The organism is Amycolatopsis sp. NPDC054798, from assembly GCF_053611505.1.
In genome coordinates, this window is record NZ_JBSHAM010000018.1 from 34,588 (window position 1) to 58,898 (window position 24,311).

Below are 24,311 nucleotides of genomic sequence, written 5' to 3' on the forward strand. Positions count from 1 at the left end.
GTCGTCAAGGAGGTGGGGATGCCCGCAGCAGGCACCCGCAAGCCGATGCGCGAACGGTTCCGCGAGCAGGTGCGCGAGGAGGTCAAATTCGTCGCGCTCAACCAGCTCGCGGCCGGGGGCGCGCAGGCGATCTCCATCAACGCCATCGCCAAGCAGCTCGGCGTGTCCGGGCCGGCGCTGTACCGCTACTTCTCCAGCCGCGACGAACTGCTGACCGTCCTGGTCATCGACGCCTACCACGATCTTCGCGATGCCATGGCGAACGCGCTCGACACCGACGCGCCCGACGCGGAGGCGCGGATCCGGCTGCTGGCCGCCGCGTACCGCGCTTGGGCACGGGAAGAACCGCATCGGTACGAACTGCTGTTCAAGGCACCGTTCCCCGGATACGACGCGCACGCCAAACCGCTCGCCGAAGCGGCTCGGTCGCTGATGGGCGTGGTGCTGGGAGTGTTGCACCACACCGATTCCGACGCCGCGGAGAAGCCCGCCGCCTACGAGAACGAGGAAGTGCTCGACGCCCGGCGCGCGAACACCGAGAACCACCAGCTGGCGGTCGCGCTGTGGTCGCGGCTGCATGGCTTTGTCAGCCTCGAAATCGGCGGCGGTTTCACCGCGATGGGCCTCGACGCCGACGCGTTGTTCGAGACCGAAGTGCAGGTGCTGACGGACCGGGTCCGCCGCGCCACCTGATCACTGGCGGGACGCGCGCGGCTTCGCCCCCAACGCCACCGCAAGCACCGCTCCGGCCACCATGCACGCCCCGACGACCCACAAACCGGTCCGCTGCGTACCGGTCAGGTCGCGCAGCCAGCCCGTCATGTACGGCGCGACGAACCCGCTCAAGTTGCCCAGTGCGTTGATCAGCGCGATCCCGCCGGCGGCCGCCGCGCCGGACAGGAAGTTCGACGGCAGCGCCCAGAACGTCGGCAGCGCCGCGCACACGCCCATCGCGCAGATGGTCACCGCAGTCATTGTGGCGTAAGGGTTTCCGAGATACAGGGCCACCGGGATCGCCGCGCCGCCGACGAGCATCGGCAGCGCGACGTGCCATGTCCGTTCCCCGGTCCGGTCGCCGTGGCGCGCCCACGGGACCATCACCAGCGCACCCGCGACGTACGGGATCGCGTTCACCAGTCCCGCCTGCAGCACGCTGAATTTGGTGCCGAACTCTTCGCTGAACCCGGCGATGATCGTCGGCAGGAAAAAGCCCAGCGCGTACAGGCCGTAGACGACCGCGAAGTACACGAACGCCAGCCCGAGGATCCGCGGGTGGGTAAGCGCTTTCCGCAACGGCCAGTGGTGTTCGGCCTCGGTGGCGCGGCGTTCGGCGTCGAGTTCGCTGGTGAGCCAGTCGCGTTCCTCCGCCGACAGCCATTTCGCGGTTTCCGGCCGGTCGCTCAGGCAGAACCACGTGACCACGGCGAGCAGGATCGCCGGAACGCCCTCCACCAGGAACATGAACCGCCAGCCGGACAGGCCGAACACCCCGTGCCCGCCGCTGATCAGCAGGCTGGAGACGGTCGAGCCGATCGCGCTCGACACTGGCACCGCGCACATGAACAGCGCGACCGCCTTCGCCCGCTGCGCCGCCGGGAACCAGTACGTCAGATACAAAATGATGCCGGGGAAGAACCCCGCCTCGGCGACGCCGAGCACGAACCGCAGCACCACCAGCGTCGCGGTGTTCGGCACGAACGCCATCGCGACGGCCACCGCGCCCCAGGTGATCATGATCCGCGCGATCCAGCGGCGTGCGCCGAACCGGTGCAGCGCGAGATTGCTCGGCACTTCGAGGATCAGATAGCCGAGGAAGAAGATGCCCGACGCGAGTCCGAAGGCCGTCGCGGTGAGGCCGAGTTCTTTGTTCATCCCGTTCGGACCGGCGAACCCGATGTTGACCCGGTCCAGGTAGTTGACGAAGTACAGCAGCATCAGCAGCGGCATGATCCGCACCGCCGCCTTGGCCATGACCCGGTTGCCCAGTGCGCTCGTCTTCGTCGACATGTCCGGATCTCACCTGGCCGGACCCCGCTGCGTCAAGGCTTCGCGTAATGCTCGGCGACCGCGGCGAACGCCTCCTTCGGTTCCCAGTTCAACCCCGGGTACGCCGTGCCCGAGCGGCCCGCCAGTACCTTCACCAGGCCGAAGCTCGCGAGGTCGAGATCGTCCGGGTAGTTGTAAAGCGCGAAGAGGAACACAAACGCACTGTCCACTCCCTCCTCGTCGAAGATCTCCAGCAGTTCGCGCAGATACGCGGCCTGCCCGGCTTCGTCGCGCTCGTACTCGCCGTCGATGCGGAGCGGATCGCCGGTTTCCCGGTCGTACTCGACGATTTCCATGCTCCGCGGCGCGACGTCGCCGGACCCGCGCCAAGTGGCCGTTCCGAAACCGGTGATCGCGACCGGTTTCCCTTGCGCCACCAGGGTTCGCACGCCAGTCCGGAAGATGTCGGCGACCTCGGCGGAGCGGATGAGTTCCACCGTGACGAAGTCGAACCGGCTCCAGTCCACCTGCTCGAATTGGATGCACGCGTAGGTGACCGGGCCGTGGAACCGTTGCCGCACCAGCTTGACAGCGGTGTCGAGGAACGGATCGAGCCGCTTGCCCACCTCGGCCAGCCGCTCCGCACGACCCTCGGGTTCGGCGAACAGCAAGCCAACCCGCTCGGCGGTGTCTTTGCCGGGGAGGAAGCCGGGGTTCATCACGCTCAACTCGACGCCAGTCACGAACACGACGTTCGCCCCGGTGGCACGCAGCCGCTCCGCGCGATCTGCACAGTCGGCGAAGAGCGCGAGGATCTCGTCGTGGGTCTGCTCCAGCGGATACGGCGAGAACCAGACCTCCAATCCCAGGTCGGCCGCCCACTGCGCGGCCTGTTCCAGCCGGTCCGGATCGCCGCCGATGACGTGCACCGCGGTGCAGTGCAGGTCGTCGCGGATGATCGCCAGTTCGCGCTTCGCCACCTCCGGTTCGAAACTCTCCCGCGACGACCGTCCATTGCGGACGAATCCGGTCTCGTACGTCATTCCCTTGCCGCGCATGGCGGTTTCCTCTCGGTTGGGGACGTCGCCCACGTTACGCACTAAACTTGCGTGCGCGCAAGTTTGCGCATGCGCATCTAAGCTGCGAGACTGGCGACGTGACCGGATTGCGCGAACGGAAGAAGCAGGCCACTCGCGTCGCATTGCGCGAAGCGGCGCTGCGGCTGGCGATTGAACACGGGCCAGCGAACGTGCGCGTCGACGACATCGCCGAGGCGGCCGGGGTTTCGCCACGGACCTACAACAACTACTTCTCCAGCCGCGAAGAGGCGATCGTCGCCGCGGTCACCGCGGACCGCGAAAGCCGGATCGCCGCGGCCGTCGCCGAGCGCTCGCCGGACACCCGGCTAACCGAGGCGATCCTCGACGCGATCACGGAGCAGTACACCGATCCTGGCGAGCAAAGCCGGGACGCCTTGCTGATGATCACCACGAATCCCGGCCTGCGTACGGCATTTCTCGAAGCTCCGGCCGCGCTTGAAGACCCGCTGCAGGAAGCGATCGCGAGTCGGATCGGTGACCCGCAGACGGCGCGCGTGCTGGCCGCGTCGGTCGCGGCCGCGGTGCGGGTCGCGCTGGAGCAGTGGACGCAACCGGCGGGAAACGGCCTGGTCGTGGTGTCGGGGTCACTGCCGGACCTGTTGCGGCGAACGCTCGAACCGCTCGTTCCCGCTCTCGACGCCGCCGAGAGCTAGACCTCAGACGTCGATCTGCTCGCATACGCCACGCTCTGAAACCCCGAGTTGCCCAACGCCGCGGCGAGCACCTCGGCCGGCTCCCATCTCGCGACGTTCATCAGCAGTTGACTGTCCGCCGCCCGAACTAGGCCGAGCCAGTGAATCCCCGCCCAAGTCGCCTTCAGCTCCAACATTCTCTTCACAAGTTTGTGAAACCTGTGTACCTTCTGAACTATTCAGAGGGGAAGGAGCGACGATGACCCGTCAGGCAGGACTCCCGCTCGAAAGGGGCGCGTGTCCGTTCGATCCGGCGCCGGCCCAGCGGACGCAGGCGCCGGTCGAGCCGCTGACGTATCCGGACGGCACCCAGGGCTGGCTCGTCACCGGATACCAGGAGGTGCGGGCGATCCTCTCGGACAAGCGGATGTCCGCACGCGTGGAACTGACGAAAGTACCGATCGATTTCGGTCCGCTGCCGCCGCCGAAACCGGCCGACCCCGGGGTGTTCAGCGGAATGGACGACCCCGACCACCACCGTTACCGCAAGCTGCTGACCGGCGCGTTCACCGTGCACCGGATGCGCAAGCTGGAGGACCGCGTCGCCGAGATCGTCGACAGCTACCTCGACGCGATGGCGGCCGCGGACGGTCCGGTCGACCTGGTGGAAGCGTTTGCGCGTCCGGTGCCGTCGCTGGTGATCTGCGAACTGCTCGGCGCGCCCTACGAACGGCACGACGAGTTCGACCGCTACACCACCACCATGTTCTCCAAGGACGTTCCGCTCACCGACCGGATGGAGGCCACCCAGGGCGTCGTCTCGTTCATCGCGGGGCAGGTCGAGGAGAAACGGGCGAACCCCGGCGACGATCTGCTGTCCGATCTGGTCCGCGGCGGCGAGCTGACCGACGAGGAACTCGCCAACATCGGCATGATGCTGCTGGTCGCCGGATTCGAGACGACCCGCAACATGATCGCGCTCGGCACGCTGGCGCTGCTGGAGAACCCGGAGCAGCTGGAGAAGTTCAAGGCCGACCCGGGCCTCACCGCGGGCACGGTCGAGGAACTGATGCGCTACCTCAGCGTGATCCACATCGGCCCGATCCGCACCGCGCTGGAGGACGTCGAACTCGCCGGCGTGACGATCAAGGCGGGCGACCCGATCGTCATGTCGCTGCCGGTCGCCAACCGGGATCCGGAAAAGTTCCCGAACCCGGACGAGCTGGACGTCACACGCAAGGCGACCGGGCAGCTCGGCTTCGGGCACGGGGTGCACCAATGTCTCGGGCAGCAGCTGGCCAGGGTCGAGATGCGGATCTCGCTGTTCCGGCTGTTCGCGCGGTTCCCCGGCCTGCGGCTCGCGGTGCCGTTCTCCGAGGTCGAACTGCCCTACGACGCCTCGATCCTCGGCCCGGTGCGGCTCCCGGTCACCTGGTGACGGGAGTAGCCTGACAGCGGCGGAACGACACCGGAATCGAGGTTTCCGCGCTGTGCGTGACATTGCTCTGATCGGCGCCTTCACGTTCGTCTGGTTCGGGATGGTGCTCGCCATCTCGTTCCTCGAAGCCCCGCTGAAGTTCCGCGCCCCTGGCGTCACCATCCCGATCGGCCTCGGCATCGGACGGCTGGTGTTCCGGGCCTTGAACCTCGCCGAGATCCTGCTCGCGGCGGGCGTGGTGGTCACCGTGGCAGCCGGGCGGCCGAGTACCGCGGTGACGGTGCTGGCAGCGGTGGCTGTGGTGGTGCTGGTCGTGCAACTGGGGGCGGTCCGTCCGGCGTTGAACCGGCGGACGGACCGCGTCCTCGCCGCCCCGGAAGGCGTGGAGGTGCCTCGGTCCCGGGCGCATTTCGTTTACGTCGCAACGGAAGCCGTGAAGGTGCTCGTGCTGCTGGCGCTCGGGATCCTGACCGTGGCGAGCTAACGGCTCACGCGAACCCTTCCAGTTCGGCGATGCGCCGGAACACCTCGCGGGTGTCCACGCGCTCCATTTCCGGGTCGAGTTCGTAGTACACCGCGAGCACGTTCTGCGCGAGGCGGCCGCGTTCGTCCAGGTCGGCGAACCGGCCCAGCGAGATGTCGCGCATCGCTTCCTCCGAGGTCATTCCCCGGCGATGACGGTCGGCGGCCTCGGCTTGCACCCATTGCAGGTAGTCGAGAACTGAGCGGATGCCGTCGGCGTCGGTGACCGGTCCGTGGCCGGGGACGACGAACTCGGCGTCCATCGCCAGCATCGCGTCGCAGGCGGCGATCCAGTTCGACACCGGCCCGGCCCAGGTGATCGGGGTGCCGCCGATGAACAGCAGGTCCCCGGCGTACAGCACGCCCTCGTCGGGGACCAGCACCACGCTGTCGCCCTCGGTGTGCGCGGGGCCGAGACAGCGAATTTCGACTGCGACGCCGCCGATGTCGAGCTTCAGCTGTTCGGAGAACGTCCGGGTCGCGGGGGTCGCGGTGATGGAGTCGAAGTCGAACGGGTGGAGAATGTGCTGAGCGAAACGGCCCAGCGGTCCTTCCTGATGCACCAGGCCGCGCATGAGGTCGGGACCGTTGGTGCGCATCTCCTCCGCGGTGGCTTCGGACGCGATAATGGAAGCGTCGGCGACCAGTTCGTTGCCGAACCAGTGGTCTCCGTTCGCGTGCGTGTTCACGACTGTCTTAATCGGACTGTCCACTGTGTCTTCCTGAAGCCCGGTCAGCATTTCCCGGGTCATCGGCACGTCGAAGAGCGTGTCGATCAGGAGGGATTCCTCTGCACCGGCGATCAGCCCGGCATTGCTCCAGCCCCAGGTTCCGTCCGGGACCAGCCAGGCTGAGCAGTGTTCAGTGAGCCGGTGATGTCCTTTGGTGTAGGGAACATCCTTGGGTGTGCGCGGCAACCTTACCTCCTAGGGACGTGCACCTCGGGCGCACCTTGATACGAAGCCAATCCCGCGCCTTCCGGCGCGCTCTGCCGCTGGCCCACCGGGTTCCGCAGCACCCCGACGCCGGACGCGGCGAGTTCCACCACGTCGCCCGGCTGAATCCAGCGGTCCAGTTCCAGCCCGCAGCCGCCGCCGACCGTGCCGAGCCCGAAAAACTCGCCGGGATAGACGGTTTCGTCCAGCGACGCCCACGCGAGCACCTCGGCGAACGAGAACTGCCGGTCCTTTGTGGACCCGGAGGCCCAGACCTCGCCGTTGACCGTCGCCGACATCCGCACGTCCCATTCGTCGACCTCGTCCATGGTGAGCACGCACGGGCCCATCGCGGTGCAGAAGTGCTTTCCCTTGGACGGCCCGATGGTCATGCTCATCTCGAACATCTGGATGTCGCGGGCGCTGACGTCGTTGAAAATCGTGACCCCGGCGATGCGTCCGGCGGCCTCGTCCGGGGTGAGGTTTGTGCCGCCGCCAGAGGTGAAGAACCCGAGTTCGAGTTCGAAGTCGAGCTGCGCGGTGTAGGACGGCCACAGCAATGGTTCCTCCGGCCCGACCACCGTCTCGACGTTGCCCTGGTAGCAGATCGGCATCGCCGCGAAGGCGGGTGGAACAGCTAAGCCGGAGCCCGAGGCGTGCTCGGTGTAAGTCAGGTAGTCGCGCATCCGGCGCGGCCTCGGCACCGGAGCGAGCAGCCGGACTTCGTCGCGCGGAAGCACTGCCGGATGGCCTTCGTCGATCAGGAGATCTCCCCGGTCGGCCGCGGCGTCCGCCAGCTGAAGAGCCTGTTCAGCCCGGCCACGCGCCTCGGCACCGCCCTCGAAGAACGCGACCATCTCGGCCGGGACCTCGATTCCGGCCTTCTCCGCCCGCAAAACCCGCGCCGGATCCACCACGGCGTCGCCGTGCAGCACACCGAGCCGGGCCGTGCCCGCGGAGTCATAGGTGACCAGACGCACCGCCGCCTCCTTGAACCAGAGTCTGACTTTGGACTGGAGTCCAACTAGTTGCCAAGCTATGCCACGGCGGCAGAAGTCGTCAAGGGCGCCGTTCAGCAGGCGCCGGGAGAAAATGATGGTTGACTGCCAGACATGACGGCAGAAGCGATGGGCGACCGGCGGACCAGGCAGCGACACGAACGCCGGGACCGGCTGTTCCAGGCGGCCGTGGAGCTGTTCGTGGAACGCGGCTACGACAACACCACGATGGAGGACATCGCCGAGCGCGCCGACACCGCGCGCGCCACCGTGTTCAACCACTTCCAGCGCAAAACGGCGTTCCTTGACGAGTGGAGCCTGCGCCGCCGCGAACGCGCGATGACCGCGGTGCGCGCCGAACGCCTGGAGGACCGGCCGCTGCGCGAGGTGCTCAGCCGGTACCTGATCGAACTGGCGCGCAACAGCCTCGACTCTCGCGCGGAAACCGTCGCCTGCATGGGCGCGGCGATCCACTCCACCAATGTGTTCGGCAATCCGGAACTGGCACGGCAGTTCGGCGCGTTCGTCGCCCGGGCGCAGGAGGGCGGGGAGATCCGGGCGGACATCGATCCGGCACAGGCTGGGTTGTTGCTTGCCACGGCCTATTTCGGGACGCTCAGCTCGTGGATCGAGAGCGAGGACGCGCCGTTCGATCTGCAGGAGCATTTGCTGAACATGGTGGAGATGATTTTGCGCGGGATCGCGGCGAGCTAGCTCCTCACGACCCCGGCGATCCCGGACAGCAACTCGCCCATGTCCACCACTACCCGCGATTCGCCGCCGCTCAATGACACCGCAGTGATCCGGCCGCCAAGATCGGACACGTACGCGACCTCGTCGTCCACCGCCAGGCCGATCGCCTCGGTGAACCCGCTCGCCAGGATCTCCGGTTCGGCGCCCTTCTCCCCCGAGACAGGAATCGGCGCGCGGTTCAGCGTGTTGCCCTTCGGAGCGGCACCACGGTCAGTCCAATACAGGTACCCACCGTGAATTTCCAGGTCGATCGGCTCCGGCAAGTGCTCCCACAGAGCCTCGACGTCGGACCGCTCGCGTGCCGTCTCCCCCGGCGGAATCTCCAGTCCAGCCCGGAAAATCCGCCCGATGCCGCCCTTAGCCGGGCCTTTCTGCGTCCAGTACAGATGCGTCGCGTCCACCGTGACGCCGACGCATTCCTGCGTCCCGCTGCCGTCCGGTTCGTTCACGATCAGATCGGCGAGCCCCGTGCCGTCTGGGCGCACCCGGGTGATCCGGCAGCCTTCCCGGTCTCCCCAGTAAAGGGATCCGTTGTACGCCAGCTGCTTCCCGGTGGTCAAAGTTCCATTCGGGACAACGTCGCGCGCACCGGTGCCGTCGAAGGACACCGCGTGCAGACCGCCGTTGCGAGCCGAGTAGTCAAGGCCTGCCTCGCCAGGAACCGACGGATCGCGCGAAGGCATGCCCATGGTGGTCCAATAAACGGTGCCATCGGCGACCACGACGCCATCCGGCGAGACACCGGCTTCTTTGTACAGCGGGGTAACCTGCCCGTCGGGAAGCCCGACGCGGTAAATCGTCCCGGTGCGAATGCCCAGCACCACAAGTTCGCTGAACATGTCACCTCCACTCTGGACGGTGCGATCCCATGGGGATCAAAGGATTCGTGTAATAACCCGGCGTCTCCGACATCCGGATCTGCTCGGTGACGCCGCGATAGCGGCCGAGCGGGGTGTCCGCGGTGAACGTCTCGGGGTCGAAGTATTCGTGCCCGGGCGCGACGCCGGCGACCTCAGCAGCGTAGCCCTTGTCGAAGATTCCCAGGCTCAGCAACCACAAGGCGACGCGCGTCAGCGAAACCTGCACGCGATACGAACCGCCCCATTCCGCGCGGAGCATGAGCGCGCGCAGGATTCCCAGCTGCAGGAACCACGACGTGATGTAATCGTTCACCACCGGCACGGCGGGCAGCGACGGAACCCCGCCCTCGCCTTCCAGCAGCATGACGCCGGACAGGCAGCCAGCGGTCTGATCGAAACCGACGCGGCCGGACCACGGGCCGGTGCCGCCGTTGAGCGTCACCTCGGCGTGGATGATGCCGGGCCGGATTTCGGCGGCGGTTTCCGCGTCCAGACCGTGCCGCGCGAGGTAGCCTGGGCGGCGGTTGGCGTAGAAGATGTCCGCACCGGTCAGCAGCCAGTGCATCCGGTCTTGGTCGGCCGGGCGGCGGAAGTCGAGCCGCGTCGAACGAACGCCCACATTGGACGTCGCGTACAGCACCGGCAGTTCGTATTCGCCGGGATCCCAGACGTTCAGCACGTCCGCACCGTGCAATGCCAGCGCACGGCCACAGCCAGCGCCCGCGATGATGTGTGCCCGGCCGAGCGCGCGGATTCCTTCGAGTGGCGTGGAAGGGTTGCGGTGCAACGGTTCCGCTGGACTGTCGCCGATCCGCTCGACAATCACCGGCGGCATCGTCGACAGCACCGACTGGTACTGCTCGGTCGCCATCAGCTCTTCGGTCGTGCGCACCACCGGCATGATGACGCCCGCGGCCTCGGCGGCGTCCTCCAGCTCGAACGAGTTCCGCTGCGCGATCGCTTGCTGTACCAAGGCATCCCGCTCCGGGACGCCCAGCAGGGCGGCCGCGTCGTTGCGCAGCTTCGGGTACGGGCTGATCGGATGCACCCAGCGGCCGTCCGCGGTGGCGTAGAACCGATCCGTGCCGAACGCCGGGTCGACGCGCGCCGGATCTCCTTGCGGGTAACCGTCGAGCAGTTCCCACTTCTTGTCGTAGAACGGGCACAGCCGGTGCGGCGCGGTCCGCAGGTCCATCGAGATGTCCTGCCCGCGTCCGCCGCGCAGCTGCCAGATCTTCGCCACCGCAACGGATTTCGCCGCCAAGGCGATGGACGTCGCCCCGGCCAGCCGCAGCGCGCCCGGCAGCACCGGGTCGGCTCCGGTGAACTCGATCCGGCCGCCGGCGTCGGACTCTTGCAGACCGACCGAGCCGAGCAGATCGGCCAGCGGCTGGTGCAGGTCGTACTCGCCGGTGGTGGCAGGCTTGGCGAGCGCGGCTTCGAGCTGCTCGGTGAGGCTCATTCCTTCTCCAGCGCGTCCAGCACCGCGCGAGTCCGGCTGTCGCGAGCTTCGACCCGCTGCGAGTAAGTGTCCGCGGTGCCGTAGGCCTGTTCGACCTCCTCGATCACCGACTCGAAGTGTTCGCGGTCCGGGCGGCCGATCTCGAACTTCATCTGCGAGCCGACGTGGCCCACCAGATGCCGCATCCCGTCCGGGCCGCCGCCGAGGTGCATGCTCTCGAACGGCCCGATGGTCGCCCACCGCGGCCCGAGCGACGCCTTGACCAGCTCGTCCAGGTCCGTCGCGGACACGACGCCCTGCTGCACGAGGTACATCGCCTGGTCGTTGAAGACCTTCTGCAGCCGGTTCCCGACGAAGCCGGGCACTTCCTTCTTCAGGGTGATCGGCTTCTTGCCCAGCCCGCGGTAGACCTCGACGGCCTTCGCCACGGTCTCCTCTGAGGTCGAAGCCCCGGGCACTACCTCGACCAGCGGCATCAGCTCGGGCGGGTTGAACGGGTGCCCGATCACGATCCGCGACGCCGCCGCGTTGCCCTCGGCGATTACCGAGGGCAACAGCGACGACGAGGAGGAGGCCAGCACTACGTCGTCGCGCGTGGCGGCGGCGAGCGTCGCGAACATTTCCCGCTTCAGCTCGATCCGCTCCGGGCCCGACTCCTGGACGAAGTCGGCCCCTTCAGCGGCTTCCGCGAGGTCCGCGACTGCCGTGGCGGGCAGCCCGGCGAGGTCCCGGGCGACGATGTCCCCCAGGTCCGGACGCGGATCGCTGACCCGCACCGTCCAGCCGGCCTCGGCGAACAGCCGAGCCCACGACACTCCGATGACCCCAGCGCCGACGATCGCGACGACCGGCATGGCGCACTCCTTTCTCAGGCGGTGACCGCGTCCGCGTTGTTGAGCAGCGCGCTCGGCGGCGTCAGCAACGCGTCCGACGCTAGCGCGCGGCGACGGGCCGCGCTCACTCCGCCGTAACTCTCCGTAATTGCAATGAGGCGCGCCGCGTGGTGCGCGACCTCTGATTCGTAAGTCATTCCGATGCCGCCGTGCAGCTGGACGATCTCCTCGGCAGCCGCGGTCGCCGCGTCGCACACGAACACGAACGCGTCGTCAGCCGCGGTCGCGAGGTCCACTGTGGAGGCACCGTTGTCGTAAGCCTCGACCGTCGCGGTGGCCCACAGCGCCAGCGAACGAGCCAGCTCGACCTTCGCGTACAGGTCGGCGGCGCGGTGCACGAGAGCCTGGAACGCCGCCAGCGGAACACCGAACTGCTTGCGGGTCTTGAGGTATTCGACCGTCATGGCGAGCCCGGTCTCCATCAGGCCGATCGCCTCGCCGGTCACCGCGACCCGCGCCCGTGAGAACGCGCGACGCAACGCGGCCGACACCTCAGCGTCCGAGGTTCCGAGCAGAACCGCTGGCGTACCAGCGAACTCGACCTGCGAGGTGTGGCCCCAGTCCGCGGCGCGACCGTCCACCCGGGTGATGCCGTCCGCGGTGGCCTCGACCAGGTACACCCCGGTGCGGCCGTTCTCGTCGACCGCGGTGACCAGGAACTTGTCGGCCTGGTCGGCGTTGCGCACCGGCGACTTGACCCCGGTCAGCGCGGAACCGGCCGCCGACACCGACGGCGCGACGCCCCACGGACGTCCCGGCTCGGCGTGCGCGACCGCGATCGTCGTGCCGCCGCTGGCCAGCAGCGGCAACAGCTCCTTGACCTGGTCGTCGGTGCCCAGCTCGGCGATGATCCACGACGGCAGGAAAACGTTGTCGAGCAGCGGTTCGGCCGCCGCGTGCTTGCCCATCGCCTCCAGCGTCGCGTAGACCTCGACCGGGCCGGCGCCCGCGCCGTCGTGGTCGGCGGAGATCGGGAGTCCGGCGAGCCCCAGCTCGCCGAGCGTGCTCCAGACCTGGTCGTTCCATCCGAGTTCGCTGCTCGTCGCGGCCGCGCGGCCGCCTGCCGGGTAGCCGCGGCCAACCGCCGTGTCGACGGTCTCGAACAGCAGCTTCTGGTCTTCGTTGAATTCGAGGTTCATGAGTCGCCGTCCCTTACAGACCGAGGATCGTCTTCGCGATGACGCCGCGCTGGATTTCGTTGGAGCCGCCGAAAATCGACAGCTTCCGCTGGTTCAGGTACTGCGCCGCGGCCACCACGGAGGCCTCGTCGGCCCGCACCGGCGATTCGGTGTCCAGCAGCATGCCGTCGGAACCGGCCGCGCGCATGCGCAGCTTCGTGAGCGCCTGCAGTGCCTGCGTGCCCTCCATCTTGAGCAGCGACGACACCGGGCTCGGCTGGCCGTTTTCCGAAGCGGCGGTGACCCGCATCTGGGTCGCCTCCAGCGCGAGCAGCGTGGTCTTCGCGGTGTGCATGGCCGCGCGGAACTCCGCGTCGTCAGCGAGCGGACCGTCCTCAGTGGGCAGATCAGCGGCCGCGGCGGCGAGGTCGGCGAAGATCCGCTGACCGGTGCCGACCTGCGCGATGCCGTTGCGCTCGTTGCCGAGCAGGAACTTCGCGTACGTCCAGCCCTTGTTCTCCTCGCCGACGAGGTTCTCCGCCGGGATCACCACGTTGTCGAAGAAGAACTCGTTGACCTCGGCGGAACCGTCGACCAGCTTGATCGGACGACGCTCGATGCCCGGCGTGTTCAGGTCGAGCAGCAGGAAGGACAGGCCCTGCTGCTTGCGCGGCGCGTCCGGGTTGGTCCGCGCGAGCACGAACATCCAGTCGCCGTACTGGCCAAGCGTGGTCCAGGTCTTCTGTCCATTGAGGACGTAGTGGTCGCCTTCGAGGCGAGCGGTCGTGCGCAGCCCGGCGAGGTCCGACCCGGCCTCCGGCTCGGAGAAGCCCTGCGACCACCAGATGTCGAGATTCGCGGTGGCGGGCAGGAACTTCTGCTTCTGCTCCTCGCTGCCGAACTCGGCGATGATCGGGCCCACCATGCTCGCGTTGAAGGCGAGCGGCTGCGGCACCGCGTTGCGCTGCAGTTCGGAGGCGTAGATGTGGGACTGGGTCGGAGTCCAATCGCGACCGCCCCACTTGACCGGCCAGTGCGGCACAGCCAGGCCGTGCTCGTTCAGGATCCGCTGGCTGGTGACGATGTCGTCGCGCGTGATCAGGCCGAGTGCGCTGCGCTTGCGGATTTCCTCGGGAATCGCGCCGAGGAACACCTCCCGCAGCCCGTCGCGGAACGCGAGGTCCTCTTTAGACAGTTCGAGATCCATCGATCAAACCCCTTCAGTGGTGCGTACGGCCCCGACGACTTCGGCGGTGCTCGCGCCAGCGCGTTCGGCGTGCCTGCGGAACCCGGCCGGGGTCCGCGAGAAATGCAGCGGGCTCTCCACGACGCGGATCGTGCCCTCGGTCGGGTGTTCCCGCTCGGTGATCAGCCCGACTTCCTGAACGTACGGGTCGGTCGGCAGGTCGGCGATGTCGACGACGACCGCGTACGGAACGTCGTGGGCGGTCAGGTACTCCTCCCACTCCGCGGTGGTGCGGCTGGTCGAGTTGGCCAGCACCTTCTCCACCCCCGCGGTGAAAATCTCCCGGTCGATCACCGGGGAGTCCCAGGCCGGATCGGCCGCGGCGTCCTCGAGGCCGGCCCCGATCAGCAGCGTCCGCACGGCGTCGTTGGTGTAGGGCACCGCGGCGATCGCGCCGCCGTCGGCCGTGCGCATGGCCGCGTGCGTGTCGCTGAGCGAAAGCGGGTTGCCGACGTCGCCGGCGGCCGGGACGAAGACGTCGCCAGCCAGGTGTTCGACCAGGTTGACCGCGATCATCGCGTCGGCCATCGCCAGTTCGACCTGCTGGCCCTTGCCGGTGCGCTGCTGGTCGAAGAGCGCGGCGAGCACGCCGTTGAGCAGGTACAGCGCGGCGGTCTTGTCGGCGATGAAGGTCGGGACGAACTGGAGCGTGCCGCCCGCCCGGTCCTGCAGGCTGACCAGTCCGGACGTGGCCTGGATGACCTCGTCGTAGGCGGGCCGGTTGGCGCGCGACGAGGTCGGCGCGAAACCCTGCGCGTGGGCGTAGACGAGGCGCGGGAAGCGTTCGCGCAGCTGCTCGTAACCGAGGCCGAGCCGGTCGAGCGCGGCGGCGCGCATGTTGGTGACGAGGACGTCGGCGTCGGCGAGCAGGGCGAAGAGGTCTTCGCGGCCGGCGGGGTCCTTGAGGTCGAGTTCGATACTGCGTTTGTTCTGGTTGACCTGCATGTACAGCGGGGCCATCCCGGGCGTGCGGCCGGTGTTGGCCGGCGAGTGCCGGGCGACGTCGCGCAGCGGTTCGACCCGGATCACGTCGGCGCCGAAGTCGCCGAGGATCTGCGTGGCGTACGGGCCCATCACCGCGGACGAAAGGTCGAGCACCTTCACCCCGGAAAGCGGTCCGGTGGCATCCATCTTCGCGGTCCCTCCCGTTGACGATCTTGGCTTCACCACTGACGCTAAGCGCTCGCTCACCGGAAGGGAATGACCGAGTGCATCAGATCGGTATGACCACGGTGATAACACCGTGGGTACGCTGCTCAGCGTGGAGATACACCACCTGCGGTACTTCCTCGCGGTCGCGCGCGAGCTGAACTTCACCCGCGCCGCGCGCGCGTTGAACATGTCGGTGCCGCCGCTCAGCCAGCGCATTCGCGACCTCGAACGCGAGCTGGGCGAACCGCTGTTCGACCGCTCCACCCACCACACCCGGCTGTCCGAAGCGGGCGAAGCGCTGCTGCCGCTCGCCGAATCGGTCGTTTCCGGCTTCGACGCCATTCCGCTCCGGATGCGCACCCGCGACCAGCGCGCCGACGTCCGCCTCGCCATCCCCGACGTGCTCAACCCCGCGCACCGCCGCCAGCTCAGCGAATCGATCCGGGCACTGGACGGCTCCTACCGGTTCACGCTGCGGCAGATGCCGTCGCTCGGGATGGAGTCGGCGCTGCTCAGCAACTCGCTCGACCTCGCGGTGTCGCATTTGGGCACTTCCGACGACCGGCTGTCCACAATCGTCCTCTACCGCGAGCCGCTCGGCGCCGTGGTGGACGCGTCGCGATTCCCCGGCCGCACCTCGCTCACCCTGGCTGACCTGCGCGGATTCCAGTATTTGCAAGGTCCGCGACACTGGGATCTGGGCTCCCGGCGCGCCGAGCAGCTCGCCACCCGGGGCGTGCTGGTCGATCCGGAAGCGCAGTTCTCCGACGTCAGCGGGTTGTTGATCTTCTTGCGCAGCACCAAGAGTTTCACCCTCGTGCCGATCGAATCCGCGACCGTGCTGGCACTGGACCCGAACGAATGCGCGGTCCTGCCGATCGACGATCTCGTCGCCACGCTGACCACGTTCCTGATCCGGCGCACCGCCGACACCCGGCTGGATCCGGTGGTCGAGGTGCTGCGGCACGCCCGCGTCTCGTGAGTGGCAATCCCGGTTAGAACCGGCATTGCCACTCACGAGCCCTACACTCGCCAAAGTGGACCCCATCCACCGTCTTCCCGCGGCGCTGGCCCCGGTATGGCAAGCAGTCCACGCCCGGCTCTCGTCCGGGCTTCCGGTCAGCCGCGTCCGCGTCGGCCCGCTCGACGCCGAGCAGCAAACGGCTGTCGCCGACCTGCTCGGCTCGGCCCAGTTGCCCGGGCAGTACCCGAACATCGCCTTGACCCGATTGGACGAAGTCCTTCACGAAGTCACCGGCACCGGGGTGCGCGAAGTCGTCGCGAGGCTGGTCGGCCCGATCGGCAACCGGGCAGAGGATCGCCGGACGGCCGCTGAAGCCCGAGCCCGGCTGTGGAATTGGCTGGACGGCCATCCAGTGATCGCCGCACAGCCAGCGTTGCGGTCCTGGACGTCGGGCATCCGCCGGGCCGGCTTGATCGACGGTTCGATCGAACGCACCCAGCTCGAACTCGAGCGGGCGCTGCGCGTGCTGTCCGAACTGCCGGCCGCGGGGGTGCCCTTGCCGGTATTCGCCGACTCGGTGCTCGATGCGACTCACGCGCTGGACGAGGGCACCCGCACCGCGAATCTCGTCCTCAAAGCGCTGACCGCGATCTACGACGTGCCGCCGCCGACGGACGCACCTGAACGTCGCGCGCTGTGGGAGCGAGCGGGCATCGCCGACGACGAACTGTCGTCAACCGTGCTCGCGGCTGGGCTCCAGCTCCCCGGCGACCACGTCGTCGGCCGGATCCTCCAGGCGTGCCGCGACACGGGAACGGCTGCCGTCTTGACGTTGCAGCAGCTCCGCGGCTCCAGGCTGGCAGCAGCGCCGAGCACGGTCTGGGTGTTCGAGAATCCCAGCGTTCTCGCCCTCGCGCTGGCCCGCTTCGGCAGTTCCTGTCCCCCCATGGTCTGCACGTCCGGCTGGCCGAGCAGCGCCGGGGTCGCATTGCTGAAGCAGCTGGCGCAGATCGGAACAACTCTGTACTACCACGGCGATTTCGACGGTGACGGACTGCGAATCGCCGCGAATGTCGTAGCCCGAACCGGTGCGCAGCCTTGGCGGATGACGAGCGCCGACTACCTCGCCGCCCTCGCCGACGGCCCTCCGGCGGGGAGGGCGACCCCGGTTCCGTGGGATCCGGAACTGGCGATCCACCTGGCTGAGCAAGGGAAAACGGTGCCGGAAGAACGCGTCGCCGACCGCCTGTTCGACGAGATCGTCGAACAACTGTCCTCTCGAACCGGGGCCGTGCGGCCGAACGGCTGAAGTGTCGGTGTCCTCCCGTACCGTTGCCGGTGACGACTGCGGGAGGACGCATGGACCCGATCCGTGTCCCGCCTGAGATGTTCCGCTTCACCAGCGGAGACCTGGCTGGGCTGTACGTGTCGGTGCTGCACGCTTTCGGAGAGGCGAACGAGCGGCTGGAGACTTCCCTCGGATTGGACGACGTCCGGGCCCGCTTGCGTTCGGTCGGCTGGCTCGACGCGCTCGAAGACGAGGACCTCCGGCGTGCGCTGGAGCAGCTCCACGCCTGGCACCTCGTCGACATCGTCCAGAACCACTCGGAGAACTACCGCTCAGCCGCCGAGTACGAGCGGCGCAACCTGCAGTATTCCCTGACCAGGCAAGGCGAAGCCGCGTTCGCCGGCGTCGTGCACGCGATGGGTGTGCTCGCCTCGGCCGGAGCGCTGCAAACAGCGGTCCTCGACGCGATCGCCGACCGGCTCGCCGATTTGGCGCGCGAACTGGACGCTGGTTCGGATCGCCGGGTGTTCACCGCGCTGACCGAACTGGAAAGCCATCTTGAAGCGTTGCGCGCGAACACCAAGCAGTTCAACGGCGAACTGCAGCGGCTGCTGCGTTCGGAAGGAGCCACCCTCGACACCTTCCATGAGGTCAAGGCGTCCACGGTGGCCTACCTCGAGGAGTTCCTGACAGACCTGGAGCAGCGGAAGCACACGATCAGCGTCCGGATCCAGCAGATCGAAGACCGCGGGGTCGCCCTGATGCACCAGCGCGCACTGGTCGGGGCGGATCTGCCGCAGCTCTCCGGCACCGATCCCGGTCCGGAGTGGCTGGCGCATCGCCGGGCTCGCTGGGACGGGCTGCGGGCCTGGTTCCTGCCCTCGGACGGAGCGACGCCACGAGCCGAACAGCTGCATGTCGTCGCCCGCCGCGCGATCATCACGCTGCTGCAAGTCCTCGACCGGATCACCGAATCACGGCGGCGGGCCAGCAGCGCGGCGGCCGATTTCCGCGAACTGGCCAGGTGGTTCGCCGCCGTCCCCGCCCAGGGCGATCTGCACCGGTTGTGGTCGACGGTCTTCGGCCTCAGCTCGGCGCGCCACGCCCATCTCGCCCATCCCGATCCCGAGCTGATCAGCTCGGCCACGTCGTGGGAAGAAGCTCCCCCGGTCGAGGTCTCCCCCTTGCTCCGCACCTCCGGGAAGACCGAGCGGTTCAGCCGCACCGGCAGAGTCCGCGACGTCGCCGCGATCAAGGCGGCGAGGGCGGAGCAGGCCCGCGCCGAGCGAGCCGAACTGGAAGCCGCCTGGGACCTGCTCGACACCGGCGGGCCGATCCGGCTCTCCGCCTTCGGCAGGCTCGACCACGCGGTGTTCGAAAGACTGCTCGACCTGCTCGGCCGCGCTCTCGGAACCGGCCCGGGCCGAGGCGGTGTCCGGCAGAGCACGACTTCCGACGGCCGGATCGAGATTCTGCTCCGCCCGCCGTCCGACGGAGCGGTCGCCAAGCTCGCCACTCCGCGCGGGTTCTTCCACGGACCCGACTACGAGATCGAGATCCGTTCCGGGGGCGCCAGCCGGGTCCGCCGCGCGAGCGGGGGCGGGTCATGAGCCAGCTGGCGAATCAACTGGCCGCGGCAGAGCGCGAGGAGGTCGCGCTGGGAATCCGCCAGCTCCTCGCCACTCCGCTGATCACCGAACGCGGCAAACCGGACGCGTTCGACTTGATCCGGCGACGCGGCGATCCGATCCGGCAATGGTTCGACTACTACTGCGGCTGGGCTTTGACGGTCGAGCCGCGGCTCGGTTACGCGCGCCTGGCCAAGGTGCGGGTCGCGGAGGACCCGAGCCGACCGCTGCGCCGGCTCCGCTCCGGCAAAGCTCCGTTCGATCGGCGACGTTATGTGCTCTTGTGCCTCACCGCGGCGGAACTGCTCGCGACGCCGGTGACCACCATCGGATTGCTCGCGAAACGAGTGGTCCAAGCCACCGCCGCCGACGAAGCGCTCGCGACCCTGGACACCGCCAGCCGCGAAGAACGGCGGGCGTTGGTCGATGTCCTCCGGCTGTTGGAGCACTACGGCGTCCTCGACGCGGTCGACGGCTCGACCGAAGCGTTCGTCGAATCGACCGAAGCCAAAGTGCTGTACCAGATCGACGGCACGTTGCTGCTGCGGTTGCTGTCCGCACCGATCGGGCCTTCTCGTCTCGCGGTGCCGCTTGACGAAGTCGCGCTTCGCTTCGAGGAACTCCTCGCTGCCGTGTCCCGCGAACGTCGTTACGGCGACTCCAGCGCACACAGCGACCGTCCCAGGCAATCGGACGTACAGCGCAATCTGTGGCTCCGGCACTCAGTTTTCCGTCGGCTGGTCGACGACCCCGTGCTCTACTTCGAAGACCTCAGCAGCGCTGAACGCGCGTACCTAGCCTCCCCCACCGGACGGCAACTGCTTCGCCGAGCGGCCGAACAGGGCGGCTTCGTCTTGGAAGAGCGCGCGGAGGGCGTGCTGCTGGTTGACATCGAGAGCGTCGCGACGGATTCCCGTTTCCCCGACGACGCAGGCAACGCGAAGGTGGCCGCGCTCCTCTTGCTCGAGAAGCTCACTGGCCCGGTCACTGTCGAGCAGTTGCGCGTTGAAGCATCTGGGCTGCTCAGCCGATTCCCTCGTTGGGCCGAGGGATATCGCGGTACGGACGGTGCGGCCCGGCTGGCCGCCGATGCGATCGAGGTGCTGATGGCCTTCGGTTTGGCCCAGCTGTCTTCCGGAATCGTCCGGCCGCTTCCCGCGGCAGCGCGCTATACCGTCCGCGAAGCCCGCACCTCTGATCCCGAAGGAGCGTCGGAATGACGGTCACCAAACTCCCTCGGCACGCCGAGGACTCGTTCTCGCCCCAGGCGGACCGGTGGCAACCGGTTCGCGCCGGGATCCTGAACATCTGGCGGTATTACGACGAGGTCTTCGAATTCCACCACGGCAGGCTTCTGCTCCGGGGACCGAACGGCAGCGGCAAGTCGAAGGCACTCGAACTGCTGCTGCCGTTCCTCTTCGACGCGAGCCTCCGCGCGAACAGGCTGTCCACGTTCGGCACCGGCGAACGCACGATGCACTGGAACCTCATGGGCGAAGGTGCGACCGGGGTGACCCGGGTCGGATACGTCTGGCTGGAGTTCCGTTTTCCGGGAACCCCCGAGCGGTGGTTCACCTGCGGCGCACGGCTTCAGGCCAGCTCCCGCACCTCGACCGTGCACCCGGACTATTTCACGACCTCCCAGCGGATCAGGATTCCCGGCGGCCTCGACCTGGTCAACGATTCCGGGCAGCCGCTGACCCGGCAGGCGCTCGAACAACGGCTCGGCGCCGACGGCACGCTCTACGGGAACGCGACCGACTACCGGGCCGAGGTCCGCACCACGCTGTTCCCGGGGCTGAGCGAACAGCGGTTCGACGCGTTGATCCTCGCGCTGCTCCAGTTGCGCATGCCGAAGCTGTCGCAACGGCTGGACCCGGGCATGCTGTCCGACCTGCTCTCCAAGGCGCTCCCGCCGCTGGGCCGGCAGGAAATCGCCGACCTCGCCGAGGGCTTCGAAAGGCTGGACAAGCACCACGAACGGTTGAAGGGGCTGGAGGAGCTGGTCGAATCGACCCGCACGCTGGCTGCCCGGCAGCGGACGTACGCCCAGCGGGTGCTGCGCGCCGGCGCGGGCACGCTGATCTCAGCCACCACCGAGATGGAGAAGCGGGCCTCGACGGCACACGAGTCGGCGGCCCGGTACGAAACCGCGACGCGGGAAAAGGAAGCCGCTGAACACCAGATCGACGAACTGGCCAAGCAGATCCGCACCTCGTCGGCGCACAAGACCGGGTTGATCGAGAGCGAGGCCTATCAGCGCGGTTCGGAACTGGAACTCCTTCGCAGGCGAACCGGCGACGCCAAGTCCCGGGCGGAGCGGTTGACGGCCGCGTCCGGCCGGAAGAAAAAGGCAGCGGAGGAAGACGAGCGCGACAGGAGCATCGCGGAACAAGACGTCCGCCGCCGGACGGAGCACGTACGGAACCTGACCGACGAAACCCGGCAGGCCGCCGTCCGCGCCGGGATGCCCAGCGTGCACAACGAGCTCGCGGCTCAACTGGACGGCGACAACCCGGCCGCGGCCCGGCCGTTGCTGCGCGCCGCCGTGCAAAGCCGGGAGGAGCAGCTGCGGGCAGTCGACGAAGCGCTGGACGGCCACGAGCGCGCCGTCGACCGCCGGGGGCAGGCGGAGGAGGAACTGGAGCAGGCCAGGTCGGCGTTCTCCAAGGCGAAGGAAGAACTGGACCTTGCCGCGGCGCAGCAGACAGCCGCGTTGGAACAGCTGCGAACCGATGTACTCGCGTGGGCGAGTGCCTGTCGCGAGCTGGCGTTTCCCGAGCCTGACCTGCTGCTGGACCTCCTCGAATCAGAACGGGCGTTGAACGCCGAGGTGGAGAACGCGGTCAACACGGCATTGGAGGACATCACCCGGCAGGAAGCTTCCCGCGAAGCGCGGGTGACCGAGTTACGACAGCGACGGGACGACTGCGGCACCGAGATCGCCCGGCTCCAGTCCGAAAAGGACCTTCCCCCGCCCGCGCCGTCGACCCGCACCGCTGACCGGACGCGGATGGCCGGTGCGCCGTTGTGGCGGCTTGTCGACTTCTCCGCCGACAGTCCGGAAAACGACCGCGCCGGAATCGAAGCCGCGCTCGAAGGCGCGGGACTGCTGGACGCTTGGGTCGGTTCGCGCGGCGAGGTTCAGGGCCACGACGTCTTCGCCGACCCGGACGTCTTGCCCGCGGCGGACGGCCGTTCGCTCGCGGACGTCCTTTCCCCCGAGCCCGGCGGCGAGGTCCCGGTACCTGCGGTGCACAGGCTGCTCGCTTCTGTGGGTTTCGGCGACGCGCTGCCCGCAGAAGGCTCCGCCGCGATCGGGGCGGACGGCTCGTGGCGGCTCGGAAACCTCACCGGCAGTTGGCAGAAGAAGCGTCCGGCCTACATCGGCGCAGCCGCCCGCCGACGCGCTCGCGAGCTGAGGATCGAGGAACTGCAGAACGAAATCCTCTTACTGGGCAAGGAAATAGCCGACGTCGAGGCAGAACTGTCCGCGCTCTCCCTACGTCGGCGAACCGTGCGCGACGAGCGGGCGAGCCTGCCTCCGCACACGGCCCTCAACACCGCCGTGAGGCAGCTCGACCTGGCGGAAGCAGGACTCGCCGCGGCCGATCGGCTCGTGCGCGAGCGCATCGAACGGGTCGGCAAGCGAGAACGCGAGGTCGCGGATGCCCTGCGGACGCTGACCGCCTGTGCCGCCGAACACGGGATGCCCGCCGAACGGGCCGCGCTGGCGAATCTGGCCTCGGCCACCCGCGCGTTCCACGCCGCCTGCGAGAACTGGCTGGAAAGCCACGACGACCTGCGCTCAGCGCGGCAAGTGCTCGGCTCCCTGGCCACCCAAGCGGACCGATCCGCTGGCGATGCTCGTCAGCGGGCAGAAGAAGCAGCGGAAGCCGAGGAGGAATATCTGGAGCTAGCGGCGACTCTCGAAGCAGTAGACAGCACTGCCGGGGCCGAGTATCGCGAGGTCGCGGCCAAGATCGAAAAGCTTCGCGGGCACCTCGACGAACTCGAAACCTTACGGAAGTCCACGCAAAACCGGCATACCGAGCTGGCGATCGAGGTCGGGGAATGGCGCAACCGACGGGAGACAGACGCGGCCGAACACGAGAACGCAGTGGCCGATCGCGATGCGGCAGCGCTCCGCTTCCGCAGGCTGGCATCCGGGGTGTTCCCCGCCGACAGCGGCCTCGACGACCTTGAGAGATTCGAAACCGTCCTAGGTTCGAGCGACGGCGTCCGAGCCGCGCTGGATGCCGCGCGGCTGGTAGCTGCTGCCTGGCCGAGCGTTCCGCATTCCCAGAGCAACATCGGCGACGCGCTGCACCGGCTGTCCGAATCCATGCACGCGTGCCGCGACGTTCTCCAAACCCGCGCCGACCTCGACCTCGAAACCGACGAGGACGTGCAGATCTTCACCGCCGTGGTGGACGGGATCCGGGTCGGAGCGGCCGAACTGCTGAAGATCCTGTGCGCGGAAGCCGACGAAAGCCGCCGCGAGATCACCGAACGGGAACGAGAACTCTTCGACCAGACCCTCACCGGCGACACGCGACGGCACCTCGCCGCGCGGATCCGCCAGGCGAACGAACTGGTCGAGAACATGAACAACCGGCTGGAGCAGGTGCGTACCGCGTCGAAAGTCGCCGTCCGGCTGGTGTGGCAGGTCGCCACCGATCTTCCGCCCGGCACGAAAGCGGCCCGCGACCTGCTGCTGAAGGATCCCGTCCGGCTGACCGCGGCCGATCGGGAATCCCTGCACCAGTTCTTCCGCGACCGGATCGAGGAGGCCAAGGCCGACGACACCGCCACTGGCTGGGAACAGCAACTGGCCAAGGTCTTCGACTACACCGGGTGGCACCGGTTCGTGGTGAAGGTCGACCGAGACAACGGAGAGGGCTGGCAGCTGCTGACCCGCAAACTGCACGGCGCGCTGTCCGGCGGGGAGAAGGCCATCGCACTTCACCTGCCACTCTTCGCCGCCGTCGCCGCGCACTACCAGGTCGTGCCGGAGGCACCCCGGATCATCTTGCTCGACGAGGTCTTCGTCGGCGTCGACACGACGAACCGGGGCCAGGTGTTCGCCCTCTTGTCCGCGTTGGACCTGGATCTCATGCTCACGTCCGACCACGAATGGTGCGTTTACGCGGAACTCAGCGGGATCGGGATCCACCAGCTCATCACCGGTGCCGACGGTGACGACGCTGTCACCACCGCCCGCTTCACCTGGGATGGTCACCAGCTTCTCTCGGCAGACGCCGAGTAAAAGCAGCTCGACCTGACCTGCGGCTTCACCCCATCGTGACAACTTTACATTTCACGACCTCTTGTCA

General features: G+C 68.1%; 20 protein-coding genes. 10 read left to right on the forward strand and 10 right to left on the reverse strand.

Features of this window, described 5'->3' with window-relative positions; all coding sequences use genetic code 11:
- Positions 1-18: 18 nt before the first annotated feature.
- Positions 19-693 (forward strand): TetR/AcrR family transcriptional regulator, encoded by a 675-nt coding sequence (locus ACWGIC_RS13970; RefSeq protein ID WP_452076288.1) that lies wholly within the window; start codon positions 19-21, stop codon positions 691-693.
- On the opposite strand, the gene ACWGIC_RS13975 is transcribed toward ACWGIC_RS13970, so the two are convergent.
- Together ACWGIC_RS13975 and ACWGIC_RS13980 are read right to left on the reverse strand one after the other, a co-directional pair.
- Positions 694-2,007, reverse strand: a complete 1,314-nt coding sequence (locus ACWGIC_RS13975; protein ID WP_452076289.1) for an MFS transporter — start codon at positions 2,005-2,007, stop codon at positions 694-696.
- Between the two features lie 32 nt (positions 2,008-2,039).
- The gene (locus ACWGIC_RS13980) at positions 2,040-3,044 is read right to left on the reverse strand and encodes a hypothetical protein (protein ID WP_452076290.1); all 1,005 of its coding nucleotides are present in this window, start codon (positions 3,042-3,044) and stop codon (positions 2,040-2,042) included.
- Between the two features lie 98 nt (positions 3,045-3,142).
- On the opposite strand from ACWGIC_RS13980, the gene ACWGIC_RS13985 reads away from it, so the two are divergent.
- From ACWGIC_RS13985 to ACWGIC_RS13995, 3 genes are all read left to right on the forward strand, one after another.
- Positions 3,143-3,739, forward strand: coding sequence for a TetR/AcrR family transcriptional regulator (locus ACWGIC_RS13985; protein ID WP_452076291.1), 597 nt, complete (start codon positions 3,143-3,145; stop codon positions 3,737-3,739).
- A gap of 238 nt (positions 3,740-3,977) precedes the next feature.
- A complete protein-coding gene (locus tag ACWGIC_RS13990) occupies positions 3,978-5,156 on the forward strand; it encodes a cytochrome P450 (protein WP_452076292.1) in 1,179 nt (392 codons plus the stop codon).
- 100 nt (positions 5,157-5,256) lie between these two features.
- On the forward strand, positions 5,257-5,640 hold the full coding sequence (locus ACWGIC_RS13995; RefSeq protein ID WP_452076370.1) for a hypothetical protein: 384 nt from the start codon (positions 5,257-5,259) through the stop codon (positions 5,638-5,640).
- A gap of 4 nt (positions 5,641-5,644) precedes the next feature.
- Here the strand turns inward: ACWGIC_RS13995 and ACWGIC_RS14000 are convergent, their stop codons facing one another.
- Both ACWGIC_RS14000 and ACWGIC_RS14005 read right to left on the reverse strand, forming a co-directional pair.
- Entirely contained in the window at positions 5,645-6,595 is a 951-nt protein-coding gene (locus tag ACWGIC_RS14000) for an MBL fold metallo-hydrolase (protein ID WP_452076293.1), read from the reverse strand.
- 2 nt (positions 6,596-6,597) lie between these two features.
- Positions 6,598-7,593: a fumarylacetoacetate hydrolase family protein gene (locus ACWGIC_RS14005; protein WP_452076294.1), complete on the reverse strand. Its 996-nt coding sequence runs from the start codon at positions 7,591-7,593 to the stop codon at positions 6,598-6,600.
- 132 nt (positions 7,594-7,725) lie between these two features.
- Between ACWGIC_RS14005 and ACWGIC_RS14010 the strand changes: the two genes are divergently transcribed.
- Positions 7,726-8,325 (forward strand): TetR/AcrR family transcriptional regulator, encoded by a 600-nt coding sequence (locus tag ACWGIC_RS14010; RefSeq protein WP_452076295.1) that lies wholly within the window; start codon positions 7,726-7,728, stop codon positions 8,323-8,325.
- Here ACWGIC_RS14010 and ACWGIC_RS14015 read toward each other — a convergent pair.
- From ACWGIC_RS14015 to ACWGIC_RS14040, 6 genes are read right to left on the reverse strand one after another with little or no spacing between them, the layout of a single operon-like run.
- On the reverse strand, positions 8,322-9,203 hold the full coding sequence (locus ACWGIC_RS14015; protein ID WP_452076296.1) for a hypothetical protein: 882 nt from the start codon (positions 9,201-9,203) through the stop codon (positions 8,322-8,324). The genes ACWGIC_RS14010 and ACWGIC_RS14015 overlap by 4 nt on opposite strands.
- Position 9,204: 1 nt before the next feature.
- Complete coding sequence (locus ACWGIC_RS14020) at positions 9,205-10,686, reverse strand: CoA transferase (RefSeq protein WP_452076297.1); 1,482 nt, start codon at positions 10,684-10,686, stop codon at positions 9,205-9,207.
- Positions 10,683-11,540, reverse strand: a complete 858-nt coding sequence (locus ACWGIC_RS14025; protein ID WP_452076298.1) for a 3-hydroxyacyl-CoA dehydrogenase NAD-binding domain-containing protein — start codon at positions 11,538-11,540, stop codon at positions 10,683-10,685. Before ACWGIC_RS14025 ends, ACWGIC_RS14020 begins: the two co-directional genes overlap by 4 nt.
- Before the next feature lie 14 nt (positions 11,541-11,554).
- Positions 11,555-12,718: an acyl-CoA dehydrogenase family protein gene (locus ACWGIC_RS14030; protein ID WP_452076299.1), complete on the reverse strand. Its 1,164-nt coding sequence runs from the start codon at positions 12,716-12,718 to the stop codon at positions 11,555-11,557.
- A gap of 13 nt (positions 12,719-12,731) precedes the next feature.
- Positions 12,732-13,904 (reverse strand): acyl-CoA dehydrogenase family protein, encoded by a 1,173-nt coding sequence (locus ACWGIC_RS14035; protein WP_452076300.1) that lies wholly within the window; start codon positions 13,902-13,904, stop codon positions 12,732-12,734.
- Positions 13,905-13,907: 3 nt separating this feature from the next.
- Positions 13,908-15,074, reverse strand: a complete 1,167-nt coding sequence (locus tag ACWGIC_RS14040; RefSeq protein WP_452076301.1) for a CaiB/BaiF CoA transferase family protein — start codon at positions 15,072-15,074, stop codon at positions 13,908-13,910.
- A gap of 130 nt (positions 15,075-15,204) precedes the next feature.
- On the opposite strand from ACWGIC_RS14040, the gene ACWGIC_RS14045 reads away from it, so the two are divergent.
- Genes ACWGIC_RS14045 through ACWGIC_RS14065 form a run of 5 tightly spaced genes read left to right on the forward strand, consistent with a single transcriptional unit; the run spans position 15,205 to position 24,244 of the window.
- Positions 15,205-16,077 carry a LysR family transcriptional regulator gene (locus ACWGIC_RS14045; RefSeq protein ID WP_452076302.1) on the forward strand — a complete coding sequence of 291 codons (873 nt, stop codon included), beginning with the start codon at positions 15,205-15,207 and terminating at the stop codon, positions 16,075-16,077.
- 55 nt (positions 16,078-16,132) lie between these two features.
- Positions 16,133-17,368, forward strand: coding sequence for a TIGR02679 family protein (locus ACWGIC_RS14050; protein WP_452076303.1), 1,236 nt, complete (start codon positions 16,133-16,135; stop codon positions 17,366-17,368).
- Positions 17,369-17,418: 50 nt separating this feature from the next.
- Positions 17,419-18,957, forward strand: a complete 1,539-nt coding sequence (locus tag ACWGIC_RS14055) for a TIGR02677 family protein (protein WP_452076304.1) — start codon at positions 17,419-17,421, stop codon at positions 18,955-18,957.
- Positions 18,954-20,195, forward strand: coding sequence for a TIGR02678 family protein (locus ACWGIC_RS14060; RefSeq protein WP_452076305.1), 1,242 nt, complete (start codon positions 18,954-18,956; stop codon positions 20,193-20,195). The genes ACWGIC_RS14055 and ACWGIC_RS14060 overlap by 4 nt, the downstream gene beginning before the upstream one ends.
- Positions 20,192-24,244, forward strand: a complete 4,053-nt coding sequence (locus ACWGIC_RS14065) for a TIGR02680 family protein (protein WP_452076306.1) — start codon at positions 20,192-20,194, stop codon at positions 24,242-24,244. Before ACWGIC_RS14060 ends, ACWGIC_RS14065 begins: the two co-directional genes overlap by 4 nt.
- Positions 24,245-24,311 lie beyond the last annotated feature (67 nt).

Excerpts from the sequence above, each read along its gene's own strand:
- ACWGIC_RS14025 (WP_452076298.1), bottom strand. The coding sequence starts at position 11,540 with ATGCCGGTCGTCGCGATCGTCGGCGCTGGGGTCATCGGAGTGTCGTGG.
- ACWGIC_RS14060 (WP_452076305.1), top strand. The coding sequence starts at position 18,954 with ATGAGCCAGCTGGCGAATCAACTGGCCGCGGCAGAGCGCGAGGAGGTC.
- ACWGIC_RS14015 (WP_452076296.1), bottom strand. The coding sequence starts at position 9,203 with ATGTTCAGCGAACTTGTGGTGCTGGGCATTCGCACCGGGACGATTTAC.
- ACWGIC_RS13970 (WP_452076288.1), top strand. The coding sequence starts at position 19 with ATGCCCGCAGCAGGCACCCGCAAGCCGATGCGCGAACGGTTCCGCGAG.
- ACWGIC_RS13990 (WP_452076292.1), top strand. The coding sequence starts at position 3,978 with ATGACCCGTCAGGCAGGACTCCCGCTCGAAAGGGGCGCGTGTCCGTTC.
- ACWGIC_RS13995 (WP_452076370.1), top strand. The coding sequence starts at position 5,257 with ATGGTGCTCGCCATCTCGTTCCTCGAAGCCCCGCTGAAGTTCCGCGCC.
- ACWGIC_RS14020 (WP_452076297.1), bottom strand. The coding sequence starts at position 10,686 with ATGAGCCTCACCGAGCAGCTCGAAGCCGCGCTCGCCAAGCCTGCCACC.
- ACWGIC_RS14035 (WP_452076300.1), bottom strand. The coding sequence starts at position 13,904 with ATGGATCTCGAACTGTCTAAAGAGGACCTCGCGTTCCGCGACGGGCTG.
- ACWGIC_RS13975 (WP_452076289.1), bottom strand. The coding sequence starts at position 2,007 with ATGTCGACGAAGACGAGCGCACTGGGCAACCGGGTCATGGCCAAGGCG.
- ACWGIC_RS13980 (WP_452076290.1), bottom strand. The coding sequence starts at position 3,044 with ATGCGCGGCAAGGGAATGACGTACGAGACCGGATTCGTCCGCAATGGA.
- ACWGIC_RS14055 (WP_452076304.1), top strand. The coding sequence starts at position 17,419 with ATGGACCCGATCCGTGTCCCGCCTGAGATGTTCCGCTTCACCAGCGGA.
- ACWGIC_RS14030 (WP_452076299.1), bottom strand. The coding sequence starts at position 12,718 with ATGAACCTCGAATTCAACGAAGACCAGAAGCTGCTGTTCGAGACCGTC.
- ACWGIC_RS14065 (WP_452076306.1), top strand. The coding sequence starts at position 20,192 with ATGACGGTCACCAAACTCCCTCGGCACGCCGAGGACTCGTTCTCGCCC.
- ACWGIC_RS14010 (WP_452076295.1), top strand. The coding sequence starts at position 7,726 with ATGACGGCAGAAGCGATGGGCGACCGGCGGACCAGGCAGCGACACGAA.
- ACWGIC_RS14040 (WP_452076301.1), bottom strand. The coding sequence starts at position 15,074 with ATGGATGCCACCGGACCGCTTTCCGGGGTGAAGGTGCTCGACCTTTCG.